Origin of the sequence: Lacticaseibacillus kribbianus (assembly GCF_020180945.1) — a bacterium.
GTDB classification, from domain to species: domain Bacteria; phylum Bacillota; class Bacilli; order Lactobacillales; family Lactobacillaceae; genus Lacticaseibacillus; species Lacticaseibacillus kribbianus.
Map to the genome: position 1 here is coordinate 898,000 of NZ_JAIPUL010000001.1, position 19,410 is coordinate 917,409.

A 19,410-nucleotide genomic window follows, 5' to 3' on the forward strand; every position below is an offset into this window, starting at 1 on the left:
TGTCGTGCATGACTGTTGGTGACTACATCTCTTCGAAGAAGGTCCGGGAGATGACGTCGTCTTGCTGTTCCTTGGTCAGGTCTGCGAAGTAGACGCAGTAGCCGGACACGCGGACGGTCAGGGTTGGGTATTCTTCAGGGTGCTTCTGGGCATCGATCAGGGTCTCCTTGTTGAAGACGTTGATGTTCAGGTGCATCCCGTTGTTGGCCATGTAACCGTCGATCATGTTGACCAAGGTGTCCTTGCGGGTCTCGTCGTCGTGGCCGAGGGTGTTAGGCGTTACGCCGAACGTGTTGGAAATCCCATCGGTTGCGTAGTGGTACGGGATCTTCGCGGTGGACATCAAGGAAGCCAGCGCACCGTTCTTTTCGGCGCCGTATGCCGGGTTGGCACCAGGCGAGAATGGCAGGCCACGCTTGCGGCCGTTCGGGGTCGTCCCGGTGTTCTTGCCGTAAACGACGTTGGACGTGATGGTCAATACGGAGGTGGACAGCTTAGCACCGTGGTACAGGTGGTGCGTGTTCATCTTGTTGTAGAAGTACTTGATGAGCCACTTGGCAATGTTGTCGGCGCGGTCATCGTTGTTCCCGTAGCGTGGGTAGTCGTCGTTTTCAACTTCGAAGTCAACGGCAACGCCCTTCTCGTCGCGGATCGGGTGAACCTTACCGTACTTGATCGCGGAGATGGAGTCAACGGCGTGGGAGAAGCCGGAGATCCCGGTGGCGAAGGTGTAGTCAAGGTGCGTGTTCTTCAGGGCAAGCTGCGCGGCTTCGTAGTAGTACTTGTCGTGCATGTACTGAATGGCGTTCAGCGCGTTGACGTAGACATCGGCAAGCCAGCCGGCCTGGACGTCGAACTTCTCCATGAAGTCGTCGTAGTCGATGACGTCGGAGCTGATCGGCTCGGTCTTAGGCCCAACTTGGGTCTCGCCGATTTCGTCCATCCCACCGTTGATGGCGTAAAGGATGGCCTTGGCCAGGTTGGCGCGGGCACCGAAGAACTGAACCCCACCGGCGATTGGCTGAGCGGACACACAGCAGGCGATGCCGTAGTAGTCGGTACCCCATTCGTTGCGCATCAGGTCATCGTTTTCGTACTGGATCGTGGAGCTGGTGATCGAAACTTCGGTGGCGTAGCGCTTGAAGCCTGCAGGCAGCAGGTCGGACCAAAGCAGCGTGATGTTCGGCTCTGGAGCCGCACCCATGTTGTCGAGGGTCTTCAGGAAGCGGAATGCGGTCTTGGTGATGTGGTGACGACCGTCGAAGCCAACACCGCCAAGGGACAGCGTTGCCCAGATCGGGTCGCCGGAGAACAGGGAGTTGTACTCTTCGGTACGAATGAAGCGAACCATGCGCAGCTTCATGACCAGGTGGTCGATGAATTCCTGGGCCTTCTCTTCGGTCAGGATGCCGCGCTTCATGTCGCGTTCGATGAAGGCATCGATGGTGGTATCGATGCGGCCAACGGACATCGCAGCCCCGTTTTGGGTCTTAACCGCGGCCAGGTAGCCGAAGTAGATCCACTGGATGGCTTCCTGCGCGTTGGTCGCAGGCTTGGAGATGTCGAAGCCGTAGCTTGCGGCCATCTTCTTGATGTCGTTGAGGGCCTTGTACTGGTCGTTGATCTGCTCGCGCAGACGGATGATGTCGTCGGTCATCTCGCCGTCGCCGGTGTTGTTGAAGTCCTTGAACTTCTCCGCCATCAGCTTGTCGATCCCGTAGATGGCAATCCGTGGGAAGTCGGCCACGATGCGGCCACGCGCGTAGGCATCCGGCAGGCCGGTCACGATCTTGTAGTGGCGCGCCTTGCGCATGTCTGGGGTGTAAACGTCGAACACGCCCTGGTTGTGCGTCTTGTGGTACGCGGTGAAGATCTTGTGCATCTCTGGATCTGGCTTGTAGCCGTAAGCTTCAAGGGCATCTTCAGCCATGCGGATCCCACCGAATGGCATGAAGGCGCGCTTGAGCGGCTTGTCGGTCTGCAGACCAACGATGGTTTCAAGGTCCTTGTTCAGGTAGCCAGGGCCGTGGCTGGTGATCGTGGCAACCACGTTGGTGTCGGCATCAAGCACGCCGCCAACTTCGCGTTCCTTCTTCTTCAGGTTCAGCACCTGGTTGTTGAGGGTGGTCGTTGCCTCGGTCGGGCCGGCGAGGAATGATTCGTCGCCGTTGTATTGGGTCAGGTTGTGCTGGATGAAATCACGGACGTTGATCTCATCTTGCCAGTCCCCACCGTTAAAGCCTTCCCAGTAGGTCTTGATGTCAGTCTTGTCTAACTGCTTCATCTGTGTAGCCTCCTAATGTTGATTTCATATCACAGATTTTACATTCTTAGTATAACACGTCACAGGTCTTATGCAAGCACTTTCTTTCCCGCTGTTTTAGGCGTTGAATCGCTTTCGCCACGCGGGCTTGAACCGATAGTTCGCGAAGCACTTCACAAAACTTTCTAAATATTTCGCGCAACCCAACCGGGATGTAAGCGGTTAGTGTTGCAGTCTCGCATGGTACAGTTAAACAAGTTTCGTTATATAACAGGATTCATTTTTCACAAAGAAAAGCGCAGCGACTGAGTCGCTGCGCTTGGTAACACTAGTCCTCCGGCGTGGCCAAAACCTGCGTCGCGTGCACGTAGACCGGCGCGCCGTCAACATCGGTGTCGATGACAAACGACCCGTTGGAATAGCGGTCGCCGTCCGGGTACCCTGCCGGCTGAATTTCACAGACTTGGTCCGTGGTCGTCAGCACCTGTAGCAGCGTGTTGTCGTCCACGGTGGTCATCGCGACGATGCGGTGCGGGTCGCGCTTGAGCTCGCGCAGGATCATCAGCCCCCGCCGCGCGCGGGCGCCGACCCCCATCTCCTTGAGCTTCATCTTCTTGAACGCGCCGCGCTGGGTCAAGATGCCGACCTCGGTGCGCTCCGGGTCGTCGGCCAGAATGAAGTTGACCACGGTGTCTGCATCCTTGAGGTCCATGCTCTTGACCCCCGTCGCGCGGGCGCCGATCAGGCTGACCTCGCTTAACGGGAACTGCTGGCCGTATGCGCGGTTGGTCGCGACGAAGACGGTCTGCTGGCTGTCCGGCGCGACGAAGTACACGTTGGTCACTTCTGCCTTTTGGTCCTTGAGCTTCATGGCCACCATCGGCCGGCTGCGGTAGTTGCGCTGCGGCTGCAGGTCCGCCAGGGCGACCTGCTTGATGTAGCCGTCGGTGGAGCCCAGCACGAAGTTGCCCGGCTGCTCGAGGTCGCTCAGGCCAAAGGCAGCGATCACGTGCTCACGCGGGTCGATGCCGACGGTCTGGCTCAGGTGCTCGCCGGCGTCCTTCCAGCGCTGGTCCGCAATCTCGTGCACCGGCCGGTACACGACGTTGCCGGCGCTGGTGAAGATGTAGAGGTGGTCCAGCGTGCTCATCTCGCGGGAGAAAAGCACGAAGTCGTTGGCCTTGAGCCCGTTGTCGGCCTCGGCGACGGCCTGGAAGCTGCGCAGCGAGCTGCGCTTCAGGTAGCCGTCGCGCGACACCAGCACCATCACGCGCTCGTCGGCGACGGTGACGGTGGTGTCGACCTCCAGCGTCTCGATCTCGGATTCGATGCTCGAAAGCCGGTCGCTGCCGTAGGTCTTGGCGATGGCGGCGAGCTCCCGCTCGATCACGGCGTCGCGCGCCGCCGGGTTGCCCAGAATCTCCTGGTACTCGGCGATCGCCTTGGCAAGCGCCGCGGCCTCCGCCTCAAGCGCCGTGATGTCGGTGTTGGTCAGGCGGTAGAGCTGCAGGGACACGATGGCCTCCGCCTGGGCGACGGAAAAGCCGTACGAGGCAACCAGGTTCTTTTTGGCGTCCGCCTTGTCCGCGCTGTGGCGGATGGTGTGGATCACCTGGTCGAGGATTGACAGCATCTTGATCAGGCCCTCAACGATGTGCTGGCGGGCCTGCGCCTTGGCCAAGTCGTACTGGGTGCGGCGGGTGATGACGCTGCGGCGGTGCTTCAGGTAGGCTTCAAGCATCGGCGCCAGGCCCAGCTGGCGCGGCTTCATGTCGGCGATGGCGACCATGTTGAAGGAGTAGTTGATCTGCAGGTCGGTGTTTTTGAACAGGAAGGTCAAAATCCCGTCCGCGTTGGCCTCCTTCTTCAGCTCGATCACCACGGACAGCCCGAAGCGGTCGGACTCGTCGCGCACCTCGGCAATGCCGTCGACCTTCTTGTTCAGGCGCAGCTCGTCGATTTTCTTGACCAGCATCGCCTTGTTGACCTCGTAGGGCAGCTCGGTGATGACGATCTGCTGCTTGCCGCCGCGCACCTCCTCGATGTGGGTGCGGGCGCGCACGACAATCTTGCCGCGGCCGGTTTCGTAGGCCTGGCGGATGCCGTCAATGCCCTGAATGATGCCGCCGGTGGGAAAATCCGGCCCCTGGACGAAGGCCATCAGCTGCGCCAGCGTCGCGTCCGGGTGCTTCATCAGGTACAAAAGGGCGTTGATCACCTCGCGCAGGTTGTGCGGCGGGATCTCCGTCGCGTACCCCGCCGAGATGCCGGTGGCACCGTTGACCAGCAGGTTGGGAAAGGCGGCCGGCAAAACGGTCGGCTCCTCAGTGGTGTCGTCGAAGTTCAGCACCATGTCGACGGTGTCCTTGTCGATGTCCTTGAGCAGCTCCCCGGCGATTTTGGCCAACCTGGCCTCGGTGTAACGCATCGCGGCCGGCGGATCGCCGTCCATCGAGCCGTTGTTGCCGTGCATCTCAATCAGAGGCTCGCGCAGCTTCCAGTTTTGCGACAGGCGCACCATCGCCTCGTAAATCGACGAGTCGCCGTGCGGGTGGAAGTTACCCATGACGTTACCGACCGACTTGGCGGACTTGCGAAAGCCCTTGTCGAAGGTGTTGCCGTCCTGGTTCATGGCGTACAGGATGCGGCGCTGGACCGGCTTGAGGCCGTCGCGCACGTCCGGCAGCGCGCGCTCCTGGATGATGTACTTGGAGTAGCGGCCGAAGCGCTCGCCCATGACGTCCTCGAGGGTCATGTCTTGGATCTGGTTAGCCATCTTCACTTTCCTTTCTTGGCCAGCTGCGACTTGATCTGGCTGACGCCGAACTGCATGTCGGTGTGGTCGGCGGTCTTGGTCTCCATGATCGAGCCGTCCTCATCCATGTCGAAGTCGACGTTCGCCTCGATCCAGTCGCGACGCGGCTCGACGCGGTCGCCCATCAGGGTGGTGACGCGCCGCTCGGCCAGCGCACCGTCCTCGACGCGCACGCGAATCAGGGTGCGGGTCTCGGGGTTCATCGTGGTCTCCCACAGCTGATCGGCGTTCATTTCGCCGAGCCCCTTGAAGCGCGTCAGGGTGTAGCCCTTGCCCATCTTCTTGGTTTCCTTCTCCAGCTCCTCGTCGGTCCAGGCGTAGGCGATCTTGATGCTTGCGCCCTTGCCCTTTTGGAGCCGGTACAAAGGCGGCAGCGCGATGTAGACCTTGCCGGCGTCCATCAGGGGCCGCATGTAGCGGTAGAAAAAGGTCAGCAACAGGATCTGAATGTGCGCACCGTCGGTATCCGCATCGGTCATGATGATCACCTTGTCGTAGTTGGCGGAAGCCAGGTCGAACTCGGCACCGACGCCCGCCCCGATGGTGTAGATCATCGTGTTGATCTCCTCGTTCTTCACGATGTCGGCCAGCTTGGCCTTTTGGGTGTTCAGCACCTTCCCGCGCAGCGGCAGGATGGCCTGAAACTTGCGGTCGCGGCCCTGCTTGGCCGAGCCGCCCGCTGAGTCCCCTTCGACCAGGTAGAGCTCGTTTTTCTTGGCGTTTTTGCTCTGCGCCGGCGTCAGCTTGCCGGACAACAGCCCCTGGTCCTTCTTCTTGCGCTTGCCGGTGCGCGAGTCGTCGCGGGCCTTGCGCGCGGCCTCGCGGGCCTCGCGCGCCTTGATCGCCTTGCGGACCAGCTCCTGGGCGGCCTCGCCGCCCTCCATCAGCCAAAAGCTCATCTTCTCGTAGATCACGGCGTCGACCACGGCGCGGGCCTGCGGGGTGCCGAGCTTGCCCTTGGTCTGACCCTCGAACTGCAGGATCTCCTCGGGAATGCGCACGGCCAAGACCGCGGCGAGGCCCTCGCGGACGTCCGAGCCCTCGAGGTTTTTGTCCTTGTCCTTGAGCAGGTTGACCTTGCGCGCGAAGTCGTTGAACGCCTTGGTCAGGGCGCTTCTCATCCCCGCCTCGTGCGTACCTCCGTCGCCGGTGCGCACGTTGTTGACGAAGCTGATCGTGTTTTCGGAGTAGCCGTCGTTGTACTGGCCGGCAAAATCGACCACCACGCCGTCACGCTCGCCCTCGAAGTTGAACACCGGCGACACCGTGTCGCGGTCCTCGTTGAGGTACTTGACGAAGCTGACCAGCCCGTCCGGGTAGTGGTAGGTCTCCACGCGCCCGGTGCGTTCGTCGGCCAGCGTGATCTCGATGTTTTTGAGCAGGAAGGCCGACTCGCGCAGCCGCTCGGCCAGCGTGTCAAAGGAGTAGGTCGTGGTGGTGAAAATGGTCGGGTCCGGCTTGAACGTGATGGTCGTGCCGTTGGGCTCGTTGACCTTCCCCAGCTTCTCCAGCCCGCCGTCCGGGTGCCCGCCGTTGATGAAGTGCTCACAGTAGGCCTGCTTGTCGCGCACGACGCGAACCGTCAGGCGCTCGCTCAGCGCGTTGACCACGCTTGAGCCGACGCCGTGCAGGCCGCCGGAGGTCTTGTAGGAGTTCTGGTCGAACTTGCCCCCCGCGTGCAGCACCGTCAGGATCACCTCGATGGTCGGCTTGCCCGAGGCGTGCATCCCCGTCGGCATGCCGCGCCCGTGGTCGACCACGGTGATCGAGTTGTCCTGGTGGATGGTGACCTTGATGATGTCCCCATAGCCGGCCAGGGCCTCGTCGACGGCGTTGTCGACGATTTCGTAGACCAGGTGGTGAAGCCCGCGTGCGTCGGTCGACCCGATGTACATCCCCGGTCGCTTACGCACGGCTTCCAGGCCATGAAGGACCTGGATCGATGAATCTGTGTAAGTGTCGCTACCTTTTGCCATGATGTGCTCCTTTACGAATACAACTCTCATTACAATACACCAGCTTCACGCCGGAATGAAAGCTTTTTTGCCGCTCCCTCGGGCCTTGGCCCGGGCGAATGTCTGTTCGAGATATCTAGTCTACGCGCGATTTCGCGATTCGTCAAAAAATGGTAAACTGGAGGAACGAAGGGAGGGCGTGCCATGCCCGATTTTGCCACCAAACCGACGCTTGTGGGAACCGCAGTGCTGCTGCGGCCCTTCACGGCGGCGGACGCGCCGCGGATGCTTGAGATTCTCAGCCTCCCGGCGGTCAACCTGTACACCGGAGCGCTCGACCGCTGGCCCAAGCCGACGGACCGCTTCACCTCAGACCCGGCGGAGGCCGCGCGCATCACCGCCTGGTACGAAAGCCGCAGTGCACAGCCCGACCGCCTGGACCTGGCGATTGTGGCCGCCGGTCGGCTCGTCGGCGAGGTCGTGCTCAACTTGTACGACCCAACCACCAACAGCTGCAACCTCCGCGTGCTGATCGCAGACGACGCCACCGGCCACGGCCTCGGGTATCAGGCGCTGCACCTGGTGTGCGCCTATGCGCTGACGACGCTTGGTCTGGCCGCCCTGACGCTTAACGTCTTTGACTTCAACCCGCGCGCCCAACACGTCTACGAGAAGCTCGGCTTCACGGCGACCGGCCGCATCGAACAGGACCTCGTGCTCGATGGCAAGCCGCGCGCCAGCATCACCATGCGCCTGACGCCGGCCGTCTTCGCCCAGGCCACCGCGCGCCAGGCCGCGCCTCAGAAAGGATCTGAATCATGACACTCGCACTGTGCTTTGTCCTCGCCTACCTCATCGGCTCGATTCCCAGCGGCGTCTGGGTCGGCAGCGCCTTTTTCCACAAGGACATCCGCGCCGGCGGCTCCCACAACATCGGGACCACCAACGCGTACCGGGTGCTTGGCCCGATCGGCGGCACCGTCGTCTTGGCGATGGACATCCTCAAGGGGACGCTGGGCGCCAGCCTGCCGATGATGTTCGGCATCTCGCCGCACTGGTGGGTGCTGCTCGTCGGGCTCGCCGCGGTGTTCGGCCACACCTTCTCGATTTTCATCGGCTTCAAGGGCGGCAAGGCCGTCGCGACCTCGGCGGGCATCTGCCTGGCATACAGCCCCGTGTTCTTCCTGTTCGCCTGCGCCGTGTTCATCTCGCTGGTGCTGCTCACCTCGATGGTCAGCGTCGCCTCGACGCTTGGCATGGCGATCGTCACCATCGGCTCCCTGTTCATGCACGACTGGCCGCTGACGGTGGTCTGCGCGGGCATCTGGGTGCTCTTCATGATCCGCCACAAGGACAACCTGGCGCGCATCCGCGCCGGCAAGGAGAACATGGTGCCGTTCGGCCTCGGCTTGTACCTGCGCCGGCGCAAGGCCGGCAAGTAGCCCGCCACCAAAAAAACACCCCGCGGGGTGTTTTTTTGTTTGGCCTAGTGAGTGGTGATCACGTAGCCGTGGTCGAAGGTTGCGCCCGGCTCAAGCTTGTTAATGCCAAGCTTGTCGGTCAGCTCCTGGGTGGTGTCGGTGGTGTCGGCGATGCCCCACCACGGCTCCAGGCAAACGAAGGTCGCGTCATCCGTGTACGGGCTCCAGACGCCCATGAACTGCGCGTCTTTCACCGTCAGGTCCACGCCGCGCGTGGTTTTTTCCGAGCGGATCGAGAAGGTGTTCTTGCCGGTCAGCTGGTAGATCGCCGCGTCGTTCTTGAAAAACTTGCGGTCCAGCTGCAGGTTCGTGTCCGTCGCCGCAAGCGTGCGGTGCGCGTAGTCGATGCCGCCCGCCGTCAGCGGAATCTGCACCCGCGACTTGCGCGGGGCAAAGGACAGGTAGTAGTCGGTGAAGTCGGAGTCTTCGGTCATCGGCACGTTGAAGCCCGGGTGCCCGCCGACGGAGAAGTACAGCGGCGCGTCCGCATCCGGGTTCTCGACGTGGTAGGCCACCGCCAGCGTGTTGTTTTCAAGCGTGAAGGTGATCGCGAACTTGAAGGCAAACGGGTAGTTGGCGCGGGTCTCGGGCGTGTCACTCAACACGAAGGTCGCGCTGGTCTGAGATTGTTCGGCCACCGTGAAGTCCAGGTCGCGGGCGAAGCCGTGCTGGCCCATGTGGTAGTCCTGACCCTGGTAGCGGTAGGTCTTGTCCTTCAGCGCGCCGACGAAGGGAAACAGCACCGGGGCGTGGCGCTGCCACACGGTGGGGTCGGCCTGCCAGATGTACTCGTGCTGGGAGTGGTTATCGACCAAGCTCGTCAGCTCTGCGCCGTGCGTCGCAAGCGTCGCGGTCAGAAAATCGTTCGTTAGGGTTACCATGATGATCTATCTTCCTTTGTGTGTGGTGTCGGCCGCCACGGAGGCGGCATGCCCCTCTTTTATACCATGACAGCGCTTTTCGTTCAACTCATCGCGCCGGGGTGGCGAGACAAATTGGCCCGTACCAATCCGAGCCGCGGGGCCGCGGGCGCGATTCCGCGGCCGCCCGGCGGTTCAGCCCGCCTCGTGCGACGAAATGGCGGTTGGGCGGCAGCCCCGCGCCACCGCGCGCATGGCCGCAAAAAAACTGCCACGCCCGGCGTGGCAGTTTTTGGCCTACAGAATGAAGCGGGTGAGGTCCTTGTCTTCTGCGATGTTGCCGACCTTGTCCATCACGTACTTCTCGGTGACGGTGATGTCCCCCATCTGCATGTCCGGCCCCTCGTACAACACGTCCTCGAGCAGCTTCTCGAGAATCGTGGCCAGGCGGCGGGCGCCGATGTTGTCGGTGTCGTGGTTGACGCGGATGGCGATGGCGGCGATGGCGTCAATCGCCTCCTTGGTGAAGGTCAGGCGCACGCCATCGGTGCGAATCAGCGCCATGTACTGCTTGACCAGCGCGTTGTCCGGCTCGGTCAGGATGCGTACGAAGTCTTCCTGCGTCAGGTCCTGAAGCTCGACGCGAATCGGGAAGCGGCCCTGCAGCTCGGCGATCAGGTCCGACGGCTTGGCCGTGGCGAAGGCGCCGGAGCCGATGAACAGCACGTGGTCCGTGCTGAGCGGCCCGTACTTGGTCGACACCTGCGAGCCCTCGACGATCGGCAGGATGTCGCGCTGGACGCCCTCGCGCGACACCTCGCCGGAGTTGTGCTTGTCGCCGGCGGCAATCTTGTCGATTTCGTCGATGAAAATGATGCCGTTGTTCTCGGCGGCCTGAATCGCGTCGTGGTAGATGTCGGCGTGGTTGACCAGCTTGTCGCTTTCCTCGCGAATGAACACCTCGCGGGCCTCGCGGACGGTCATTGTGCGCTCCACGCGCTTTTTGGGCATCATCGCGCCCAGCGTCTCCGACAGGTCGATGCCCATCTGGCCGTACATGTCGTTGCCGCCGTTGGGCTTTTTCTCGTCGGTCACCGCCACGGTCAGCTCGCGGTCCTCCAAGAGGCCCTTGTCGAGCTGCTCGGTGACGGTCAGGCGCTGGTTGCGAATCTCGTCGGTCAGCTCCTCCTTGGGCGCCTGCGGGGTTGCCCCCTCGCCGTTTTGGAGGTTTTGGAGCATGCTCATCATGTCGGCCATCGGGTTGGTCGACTTCTTTTCCTTCTTGATGGCCGGGACCAGGAGGCGCACCAGGCGCTTGTTGGCCTCGCGCGTGGCGCGGCCGCGGACCTTGGCGAAGGCCTGCTGCTCCTGCATCGCCACGGCGACGTCGGCCAGGTCGCGCACCATCGACTCCACGTCGCGGCCGACGTAGCCGACCTCGGTGAACTTGGTGGCCTCAACCTTCACGAACGGCGCGTTGACGATCTTGGCCAGGCGCCGGGCGATCTCGGTCTTGCCGACGCCGGTGGGACCGATCATCAGGAGGTTTTTGGGCGTGATGTCCTGCTGGAGCTTCTCCGGCAGCTGCATGCGGCGGTGGCGGTTGTACAGGGCGACGGCGACGGCGCGCTTGGCCGCGGTCTGGCCGATCACGTACTGGTCCAGGGCCTCAACGATCTGCTTGGGTGTTTGTGTCATGGCGACCTCCTAGAAAGACTCGACGCGAATGTTGTGGTTGGTGAAAATGTCGATGCTGCCGGCGATGTCGATCGCGGCGCGCGCGATGTCAACGGCCGCCATGTCGGTGTGCTGAATCATCGCCATCGCCGCGGCCTGGGCGTAGTTGCCACCGGAACCGATGGCGACCACATCGTCGTCCGGGTCGATCACCTCGCCGGACCCCGACACGAGCAGCAGGTCGGTTGCATCCATCACGATCATCATCGCCTCAAGCTTTTGAAGCGTCGGGTCCTTGCGCCAGTCCTGGGCCAGGGCGACGGCGGCGCGGCGCAGGTTGCCGGCGTGGTTCTCAAGCTTTTTTTCGAACCACTCCTGCAGGGTGAAGGCGTCGGCGACCCCGCCGGCGAAGCCGATCACGACCTTGCCGCCGTAGATGCGGCGGACCTTCTGTGCGTTGCCCTTCATGATCACCTTCTCGCCGAGGGTGACCTGGCCGTCGCCGGCGATTGCCGTGTGGCCGTTCTTGCGTACTGCTGCGATTGTTGTCATCGTAAGACTCCTTTGACCAATTTTGACTATGACTCAGTTTAACAGGGCAAGGGCGGGTGCGCCTCGGCCCTGCGCCCTAGTTGTGCCCGGGAAAATGCTTCAGGTAGTCCGCCTTGAGGTGCGCGGCGGTCATGTGCGTGTAAATCTGGGTGGTCGACAGGCTTTCGTGCCCCAACAGCTCCTGCACGGTGCGCAGGTCGGCGCCGTGGTCGAGCATGTGGGTGGCGAAGCTGTGGCGCAGCATGTGCGGGTGGATGCCGCCGGTCAGGCTGGTTTTTTCCACCAGCCGGTCGAGCACGTACTCGATGCCGCGCGGCGTGATCGGTTGGCCGTGCTGGCTGACGAACACCCGCTCGTGCTGGCGGTCGAGCTTGGCCATCAGCGTGACCCGCCCGTCGTCCAGGTAGTGCAAAAGCGCCGCCTTGCAGTAGCTGCCGAACGGCACGTAGCGGTCCTTGTTGCCCTTGCCGTGCACCAGCATGACGCCGAGCTCGAAGTCCAGCTGATCCAGCGTCAGGTTGGCGCACTCGCTGACGCGGATGCCGGTGCCGTACAGCACCTCCAGCAGCGCCTGGTTGCGCTGGTCCAGCGGGTTGTCGCCCGCCACGGCGGCGAACAGCTCCTGAATCTCGGCCTCGTAGAAGAAATCGGGCAGGTGGTGGTGGCTTTTTCTGGTCTCCACCGCCTCGAACGGGTCGACCTTGGCCTCGCCCACGCGAATCAGGTAGCGGTAGAAGCTGCGCAGGCTCGACAGCTTGCGTGCGACGCTGGCCCGAGCCAGGTTGCGATTCGAAAGCTCACCGAGGTAGGTCTGCACGTCGAGGTCGTCGACCGCGTTGAAGCTGGTGAGCCCGCCGTTGGCCGCCAGAAAATCGCGGAACTCGGTGATGTCCTCCTGGTAGGCCTTCTTGGTCTCGGGCGAGTACTGCCGCTCCACCAGCAGGTATTGCAAAAACTGCTTGATCTGTTCATCCATGGCGTCACCTCCCACTTCCTGTTGCCTCTTCACGGTAACACAGAAACGGGGCCCAGCGAATGCTTGGCCCCGAATTTGTGACTTATTCCGTGAACGCGGCCAGGTCCGCCAGCGCGCGGTCGGCCAGCGCCTGGTTGCGCTCGCGCTTGTCCTTGATGCGCTGGGCGAGCGGCGGCATGATGCCGAAGTTCGCGTTCATCGGCTGGAAGTGCGCGCCGCTAGTGTGCGTGATGTAGTGGGCCATCGAGCCGATCGCCGTGGTCTCGGGAAAGACCCGGGCGGATAGCCCCAGCGCCAGCCGGGCGGCGTTTTGGCCCGCCAGCAGGCCGCTGGCGGCGGATTCGACGTAGCCCTCCACCCCGGTCATCTGACCGGCGAAAAACAGCCCGGCGCGCTTGGCGCTTTCGTAGGTCGGCAAGAGCACCTCGGGCGAGTTCATGTAGGTGTTGCGGTGCATCACCCCGTAGCGCACGATCTCGGCGTTTTCAAGGCCCGGAATCATGCGGAACACGCGCTTTTGCTCGCCCCACTTCAGGTGCGTCTGGAAGCCGACGATGTTGTACAGGCTGGCCGCCGCGTTGTCTTGGCGCAGCTGCACCACGGCGTACGGGTCGCGCCCGGTCTTGGGGTCCGCGAGGCCGACCGGCTTCAGCGGGCCGAACAGCATCGTGCGCGGCCCGCGCTGGGCCATCACCTCGATGGGCATGCAGCCCTCAAAGACGGTCAGGTCCTCGAAGCCGTGGCCCTCCGCCGCCTCGGCGGAGACCAGCGCCTCCTGGAAGGCGTAGAACTCGTCTCGGGTCATCGGGCAGTTCAGGTAGGCCGCCTCGCCGCGGTCGTAGCGCGACTTCTTGTAGACCTTGGTCATGTCGATGCTGGCCGCGTCCAGGATCGGCGCGGCGGCGTCGAAGAAGTGCAGCCCGTCCTCGCCGTTGAGTGCGGCGATGCGCTTGGCCAGCCCGTCCGCCGTCAGCGGCCCGGTGGCGACCACCGTCAGGCCCTCGGGAAAATCGCTCAGCTCCTCGTTGACCACGGTGACGCGCGGATGGTTGCGCACCTTGGCCGTGACCATCTCAGCAAACGGCTCGCGGTCGACGGCCAACGCGCCGCCGGCCGGGACAGCCGTGGCGTCGGCGCAGGCCATGATGACCGAGTTCAGCCGGCGCATCTCCTCTTTGAGCAGCCCGACGGCGTTGGTGAGGCCGTTGGCGCGCAGGGAGTTGGTGCAGACCAGCTCCGCGAAGTTGGCGGTGTGGTGCGCCGGGGTGGTGGCCACCGGGCGCATCTCGTAAAGCGTGACATCGACGCCGGCGTTGGCAATCTGCCACGCCGCCTCGCTGCCGGCAAGCCCGGCACCGATGACGTTGACCTTAGGCATGAAATCCCTCCGTTCGACCCGCGAGCGGGCCGGAAAATTGTTGTCGTGCGGTGATAAAATGCCGGGCTCCGGCCCGAACCGGTCACAGCTTCCGGCTCCGGGCCGAGGCGGCGGTCCGCGTGGGGCTCCCGCAAGCCCAAAGCCAGGTCTTGCGACCCGCCCTTGCACTAAGCCGGCACAACCCGCCGGCTAAGTGCAATGTCACGCTGGCTCGCCTCGGCCCTCCGCCTGCAGCTGTGACCCGTTCGTGCCTCCGCCCTTACACAGTGACCCAATTATCAGGCACCGCAAAACTCGGACGATTCATCTGTCGGGTTTCAACTACCGCAATTGCCGAGCTACCAGCGCCGCCCTGCCGTGGAGCCGGAAGCAGTGGCCCGTTCGTGCCGGAGCTAGGCCCCCGTACTGCTTACTTCTGCACGGCCTCTTTGTAGTCGTTGTTCGGGCAGACGATCTGGCGGCCGCCGCGCAGCTTCTTTTCGACCAGGTAGTGGCCGCAGACCGGGCAGTCGCGGCCGGCCGGCTTGTCCCAGGAGACGAAATCGCAGGCCGGGTAGCGGTCGCAGCCGTAAAAGACGCGGTTGCGCTTGGACTTGCGCTCGACGATCTGGCCCTTGCCGCACTTCGGGCAGACGACGCCGATCTCCTTGACGATGGCCTTGGTGTTGCGGCAATCCGGGAAGCGCGAGCAGGCGTAGAACTTGCCGAAGCGCCCGAGCTTGATCACCATCGGCGCTCCGCAGATGTCGCAGTCGAAACCGGCGGGCTCGTCTTTGATCTGGATCTTCTTGATGCCCTCTTCGGCGTGGGCGACCTCCTGGGAGAACGGCTTGTAGAACTGGTCGATGACCGGCACCCACTTGACCTTGCCGGTTTCGATGCTGTCGAGGTCGCCTTCGACCTTGGCGGTGAACTTGATGTCCACGATGTCCGGGAAGAACTTCGTGATCAGATCGTTGACGATCTCGCCGAGCTCGGTGGGCTCGAAGCGCTTGGCCGTGATCTTGACGTAGTAGCGCTTCTTCAGGGTCTCGATGGTCGGCGCGTACGTGCTCGGCCGGCCAACGCCGTTCTCCTCCAGCGCCTTGACCAGGTTGGCTTCGGAAAAACGTGCCGGCGGCTGCGTGAAGTGCTGGGCCGGGTCCGTTTTGACCAGGGTCACCGCATCCCCGATGGCGAGCTCCGGCAGCAGGTTGTCCTTGGTGTCGGCGTCGCGGCTGGAGACGTAGAGCTTGGTGAAGCCCTCGAACTTGGTCTGGCTGCCGTTGGCGCGGAAGGTGGCAGCACCCTGCTGGATGGTCACCTGCACCGTGTCGATCACGGCCGGCGTCATCTCGCTTGCGACAAAGCGGCTCCAGATCAGGTTGTACAGGCGCATCTGATCCTTGTCGAGCACCGCCTCGAGGCTCTTGGGCGTGCGGTTGGTGCTGCTCGGGCGAATCGCCTCGTGGGCGTCTTGCGCCCCTTCCTGCAGCTTGCCCTGGCGGATCTTGACCGCCGCGTAGGCTTCGCCGTACTGCTCGTGGATGAAGTGCGAGGTCTCCGTCTTGGCGACGCTTGAGACACGCGTCGAGTCGGTACGCATGTAGGTGATCAGCCCGACCGTGCCGAGCTTGCCGCCGAGGTTGATCCCTTCGTACAGCTGCTGGGCCAGCATCATGGTCTTGCGGGCCGGGAAGCCGAGCTTGCGGTTGGCCTCCTGCTGCAGCGAGCTGGTGGTGAACGGCGGCGCCGGGAAGCGCTTGCGCTCCTTCTTCACGACGTTGGTGATGTCAAAAGGCGCCTTGCGGTCGATCTGGGCCAGCACGTCTTGCACCGCCGCGTTGTCGGGCAGCGCCGTCTTCTTGCCGTTCAGGCCGTAGAAGCTGGCCGCAAACTTCTTGCTGGCGCCCTTCTTGAACTCGGCGTCGAGGCTCCAGTACTCCTCCGGAACGAACGCGCGGATCTCGTTTTCCCGGTCGATGATCAGCTTCAAGGCGACCGACTGGACGCGCCCGGCGCTCAGGCCCTTCTTGACCTTTTTCCACAAAAGCGGGCTGATCGAGTAGCCCACCAGGCGGTCCAAAACGCGCCGGGCCTGCTGGGCGTCGACCAGGTTCATGTCGATGGCGCGCGGGGTCTTGAACGCGTTTTTGACCGCGTCCTTGGTGATCTCGTTGAACACCACGCGGTTGGTGCCCGCGGGGTCGAGCCCCAGGATGTGGCTGACGTGCCAGGCGATGGCCTCCCCCTCGCGGTCCGGATCGGCTGCGAGGTAGACGTGGTCGGCGCCCTTGGCGGCTTTCTTGAGATTCTTAATCACATCTCCCTTGCCGCGGATGGAGATGTACTTGGGTTCGTAATCGTGGTCAAAATCGATGCCCATCTGGCTCTTCGGGAGGTCCCGAATGTGCCCGAGTGAGGCGACGACCTTGTAGTTGCGACCGAGGTACTTCTCGATCGTCTTGGCTTTTGCTGGCGATTCCACAATGACCAAATTCTTGGTGGCCATGTGCGCCCTCCTTTCACTGAGCGAGCTGCTCGCAAACTGCTAAAGCTTCGGCGCAGTGCGCCCGGCGTGTTTGAACACCGCGGTTCAACGACCGCTCAAAAACACAGGCTATCATATGCTATGCGCTTGAACTTTGTCAAATGAATTGCGCGCATTTCTACCTATGTTAAGGGTAAAACTGCAGCTCGTCCAGCAAGTCGGCGTCGGTCCAGACCAGCTTGGCGCCGGCCTGAATCAGGGCCGCGGTGCCGTCCCCCAAGGGCTCGCCGACGCGGTTGGGCAGCGCGAACACCTCGCGATTGTTCTGCAGCGCATAGTTGGCCGTGATCAGGCTGCCGGAGTGCGCCGCGGCCTCGGTCACCAGCACCCCGTGCGCCAGTCCGGCGATGATGCGGTTGCGCGCCACGAAGCGAAAGGGCGCCGGCGCCACCCCCGGCGGGTACTCGGACAACAGCAGCCCGGTCTTGGCGATGGTCGCCTGAAGCGCGCGGTTGTGGGCCGGGTAGACCTGGTCCAGCCCGTTGGCGACCACCGCCACCGTCGGCCAGCCGCGGCTCAGCGCGTACTCGTGTGCGAACGTGTCCGCCCCCGCGGCCAGCCCCGACAGCACCGTGATGGCCGGCAGCCCCCGCCCAATCGCCGCCAGCGCCTGGCGGGTGTAGCGGCTGGCCTGACGCGCGCCGACGATGGCCACGCTCAGCCGGTGCAAGGCGCCGAGGTCGCCTTGGTAAAACAGCACCGCCGGCGGCTGGCTGGCCTCCGCCAGGCGCGGCGGGTACGCCGCATCCAGCCGCGTCAGCACCCCGCCGCTGGCGTACAGCGTCGCCGCCTGGTTGCGCCACGCGTGGTCGGCCCACTTGGCCTGAAGCGGCGCGAGCGCCGCAACCCCGGCCAGCGCGTGCGCGTCGTCCTCAGGCCCCAGCCCCCGCGCCTCAATCGCTTCCCACAGCGCCTGCTCGCTGGCCCAGGCGGTCGTGTGCATCGCCAGGTGCCAGTGCACCAAGAGTTCTCGAACCTGCATCGCGCTCCCTCCCTTTTGGAGCAGATTACGCGGTTGGACGCCAAAAAGCCGCCCGAGGCAGGCGGCTTTGGCAAAATTCTGGCGGGCCGGACCGATCGGTGGCCGGCAGGCGATACGGTGGGTGGGCGACCGGCGCGCACAACGCGGCGCAAGTGGTGGCCCGGCGACCCGGTCACCGCAGGCCGCGACACCCCGCGCTCAGCGCCCCGTGCGGGCCACGGCGTCTCGCACCGGCGAGAAGCTGCGGCGGTGGATCGGCGTCACGCCCAGCGCGCGGAGGCCTTGGAGGTGCTTGGCCGTGCCGTAGCCCTCGTTGGACGCGAGGTCGTAGCCCGGGTAGACCGCGTCGTACGTGGCCATCAACCGGTCGCGCACCACCTTGGCGACGATGCTTGCGGCGGCGATGCTGATGGAGTTGGCGTCCCCCTTGATCAGCTTGCGCTGCGGCCAGCCGCCGGGCACGGTCATCGCGTCGACCAGCAGGAAGTCCGGGCGCACGCGCAGCCTGGCCGCGGCCTGGCCCATGATCAGCTCGGTGGCGTGGTAGATGTTTTCCCGGTCGATCATCGGGGCGTCGGCGACCCCCAGGCTGACGGCGACGGCCTGCGAGATGATCTGCGGGAACAGCTGCGTGCGCTCGTGGGCGGTCAGCTGCTTGGAGTCGTTGACGGGCAGGGCAAAATCGTGCGGCAGGATCACGGCGGCGGTCACCACCGGCCCGGCCAACGGCCCCCGCCCGACCTCGTCGATACCGGCGATGTGCGGGTAGCGCGGCCACAGCTCGCGCTCAAAGCGGCTGCGCTCAGCCAGGGCCTGCGCCGCCGCTTCCGCCTTGGCCTCGCGCCGGTGGTACTGCGCAAGCAGCGCCTGCGCCCCGGCGCGCGGGTCGGCGGCAAGCGCCTCAAGCACCGCCAGGTCGACGTCTGGCGTCGCCAGCAGTTCCTTATAAGCCTTCAGCGTCGTCATCCGGCACCTCCAGGGTGAACGGCCCGAACTTGCCCTGGCGCGCGTCGAAGATCACGCGCTCGGCCGCGCGGTTGTAGTTGTCGCCAAAGCCCAGCTTCTTGGCCAATACCACCATCAGGTCCGGCGCCGAAAGCGCCATGTCGTCTGCGGTCAGCTGGTAGGCGCGCCGCAGGGCCTGCGGGTAGTGGGTCTGAAAGAAGTCCAGCCCGTACAGCCCCACCGTGTCCTCCTGGAACACGGAGTCGGCGATGGCACCAGTCAGCGCCAGTTTTTGGCCGATCAGCTGGTCGTCGAACTTCGGCCACAGGATGCCCGGGGTGTCCAAAAGCGCCAGGCTGTCGTCGACCTTGAGCCACTGCTGGTTCTTCGTGACGCCGGGGCGGTTGCCGACCACCGCGATGTTTTTTTTCACGAGACGGTTGAGCACCGTCGACTTGCCAACGTTGGGGATGCCGATGCACATCGCGCGCAGGCTCGGGTTGCGGATGCCGCGCGCCTTTTGCTTCTCCAGCTTGGCGGCCATCAGCTTGCGGGCCAGGGCCGAGATCTGGTTGAGGCGCTTGGCGTGCTGCGCATCGATGGCCAGGGCCGCAAAGCCCTGGTCTTGGTAGTAGCGCAGCCAGCGGGCGGTGGCCTGCGGGTCGGCGAGGTCCTGCTTGTTGAGCACCATGATCCGCGGCTTTTGGCCGACGATCTGGTTCATCATCGGGTTGCGGCTGGCCTCGGGAATCCGGGCGTCGACGATCTCGAGCACCAGGTCGACCTGCTTGAGTTTTTCTTGGACTTGGTTGCGGGCCTTCGCCATGTGGCCTGGGAACCAGTTAATGTTTGGCATAAGAATTTCCTTTCGTTCGTTGGCGACAAGGCCCATTCGTCCGTTCGATTGGTCCACTTGGGTGCACCCTTGTCACCGCACCTCGCAGCGATGGTCTGCCGCCGCTCATGAAAACAGCGCCGAATCCCGGCGCTGAGCAT

Annotated in this window: 14 protein-coding genes; 2 read left to right on the top strand and 12 right to left on the bottom strand. The window is 63.7% G+C overall.

The window, feature by feature from the left end:
* Nucleotides 1-22: 22 nt before the first annotated feature.
* From pflB to parE, 3 genes are all read right to left on the bottom strand, one after another.
* Nucleotides 23-2,284: a formate C-acetyltransferase gene (gene pflB / locus LE416_RS04250; RefSeq protein WP_225047243.1), complete on the bottom strand. Its 2,262-nt coding sequence runs from the start codon at nucleotides 2,282-2,284 to the stop codon at nucleotides 23-25.
* Between the two features lie 307 nt (nucleotides 2,285-2,591).
* Nucleotides 2,592-5,039 carry a DNA topoisomerase IV subunit A gene (parC, locus tag LE416_RS04255; protein ID WP_225047244.1) on the bottom strand — a complete coding sequence of 816 codons (2,448 nt, stop codon included), beginning with the start codon at nucleotides 5,037-5,039 and terminating at the stop codon, nucleotides 2,592-2,594.
* A gap of 2 nt (nucleotides 5,040-5,041) precedes the next feature.
* Entirely contained in the window at nucleotides 5,042-7,054 is a 2,013-nt protein-coding gene (gene parE, locus LE416_RS04260; protein ID WP_225047245.1) for a DNA topoisomerase IV subunit B, read from the bottom strand.
* A 183-nt stretch (nucleotides 7,055-7,237) separates the two neighbouring features.
* Here parE and LE416_RS04265 point away from each other — a divergent pair, with 183 nt between their 5' ends.
* The gene (locus tag LE416_RS04265) at nucleotides 7,238-7,855 is read left to right on the top strand and encodes a GNAT family N-acetyltransferase (RefSeq protein ID WP_225047246.1); all 618 of its coding nucleotides are present in this window, start codon (nucleotides 7,238-7,240) and stop codon (nucleotides 7,853-7,855) included.
* A complete protein-coding gene (gene plsY / locus LE416_RS04270) occupies nucleotides 7,852-8,475 on the top strand; it encodes a glycerol-3-phosphate 1-O-acyltransferase PlsY (RefSeq protein WP_225047247.1) in 624 nt (207 codons plus the stop codon). Before LE416_RS04265 ends, plsY begins: the two co-directional genes overlap by 4 nt.
* Nucleotides 8,476-8,519: 44 nt before the next feature.
* Here the strand turns inward: plsY and LE416_RS04275 are convergent, their stop codons facing one another.
* The 9 genes from LE416_RS04275 to ylqF form a co-directional block, all read right to left on the bottom strand.
* On the bottom strand, nucleotides 8,520-9,395 hold the full coding sequence (locus LE416_RS04275) for an aldose 1-epimerase family protein (protein ID WP_225047248.1): 876 nt from the start codon (nucleotides 9,393-9,395) through the stop codon (nucleotides 8,520-8,522).
* Between the two features lie 276 nt (nucleotides 9,396-9,671).
* Complete coding sequence (gene hslU, locus LE416_RS04280; protein WP_225047249.1) at nucleotides 9,672-11,072, bottom strand: ATP-dependent protease ATPase subunit HslU; 1,401 nt, start codon at nucleotides 11,070-11,072, stop codon at nucleotides 9,672-9,674.
* 9 nt (nucleotides 11,073-11,081) lie between these two features.
* A complete protein-coding gene (hslV, locus tag LE416_RS04285; RefSeq protein WP_225047250.1) occupies nucleotides 11,082-11,603 on the bottom strand; it encodes an ATP-dependent protease subunit HslV in 522 nt (173 codons plus the stop codon).
* A 76-nt stretch (nucleotides 11,604-11,679) separates the two neighbouring features.
* On the bottom strand, nucleotides 11,680-12,579 hold the full coding sequence (xerC, locus tag LE416_RS04290) for a tyrosine recombinase XerC (protein ID WP_225047251.1): 900 nt from the start codon (nucleotides 12,577-12,579) through the stop codon (nucleotides 11,680-11,682).
* Nucleotides 12,580-12,661: 82 nt separating this feature from the next.
* Nucleotides 12,662-13,957 (bottom strand): methylenetetrahydrofolate--tRNA-(uracil(54)-C(5))-methyltransferase (FADH(2)-oxidizing) TrmFO, encoded by a 1,296-nt coding sequence (trmFO, locus tag LE416_RS04295; protein ID WP_225047252.1) that lies wholly within the window; start codon nucleotides 13,955-13,957, stop codon nucleotides 12,662-12,664.
* A 409-nt stretch (nucleotides 13,958-14,366) separates the two neighbouring features.
* On the bottom strand, nucleotides 14,367-16,448 hold the full coding sequence (topA, locus tag LE416_RS04300; RefSeq protein ID WP_225047253.1) for a type I DNA topoisomerase: 2,082 nt from the start codon (nucleotides 16,446-16,448) through the stop codon (nucleotides 14,367-14,369).
* A gap of 166 nt (nucleotides 16,449-16,614) precedes the next feature.
* Nucleotides 16,615-17,469 carry a DNA-processing protein DprA gene (gene dprA / locus LE416_RS04305; RefSeq protein ID WP_338034760.1) on the bottom strand — a complete coding sequence of 285 codons (855 nt, stop codon included), beginning with the start codon at nucleotides 17,467-17,469 and terminating at the stop codon, nucleotides 16,615-16,617.
* 198 nt (nucleotides 17,470-17,667) lie between these two features.
* Nucleotides 17,668-18,435 carry a ribonuclease HII gene (locus LE416_RS04310; protein WP_225047254.1) on the bottom strand — a complete coding sequence of 256 codons (768 nt, stop codon included), beginning with the start codon at nucleotides 18,433-18,435 and terminating at the stop codon, nucleotides 17,668-17,670.
* Entirely contained in the window at nucleotides 18,413-19,270 is an 858-nt protein-coding gene (gene ylqF, locus LE416_RS04315) for a ribosome biogenesis GTPase YlqF (protein ID WP_225047255.1), read from the bottom strand. The genes LE416_RS04310 and ylqF overlap by 23 nt, the downstream gene beginning before the upstream one ends.
* Nucleotides 19,271-19,410 lie beyond the last annotated feature (140 nt).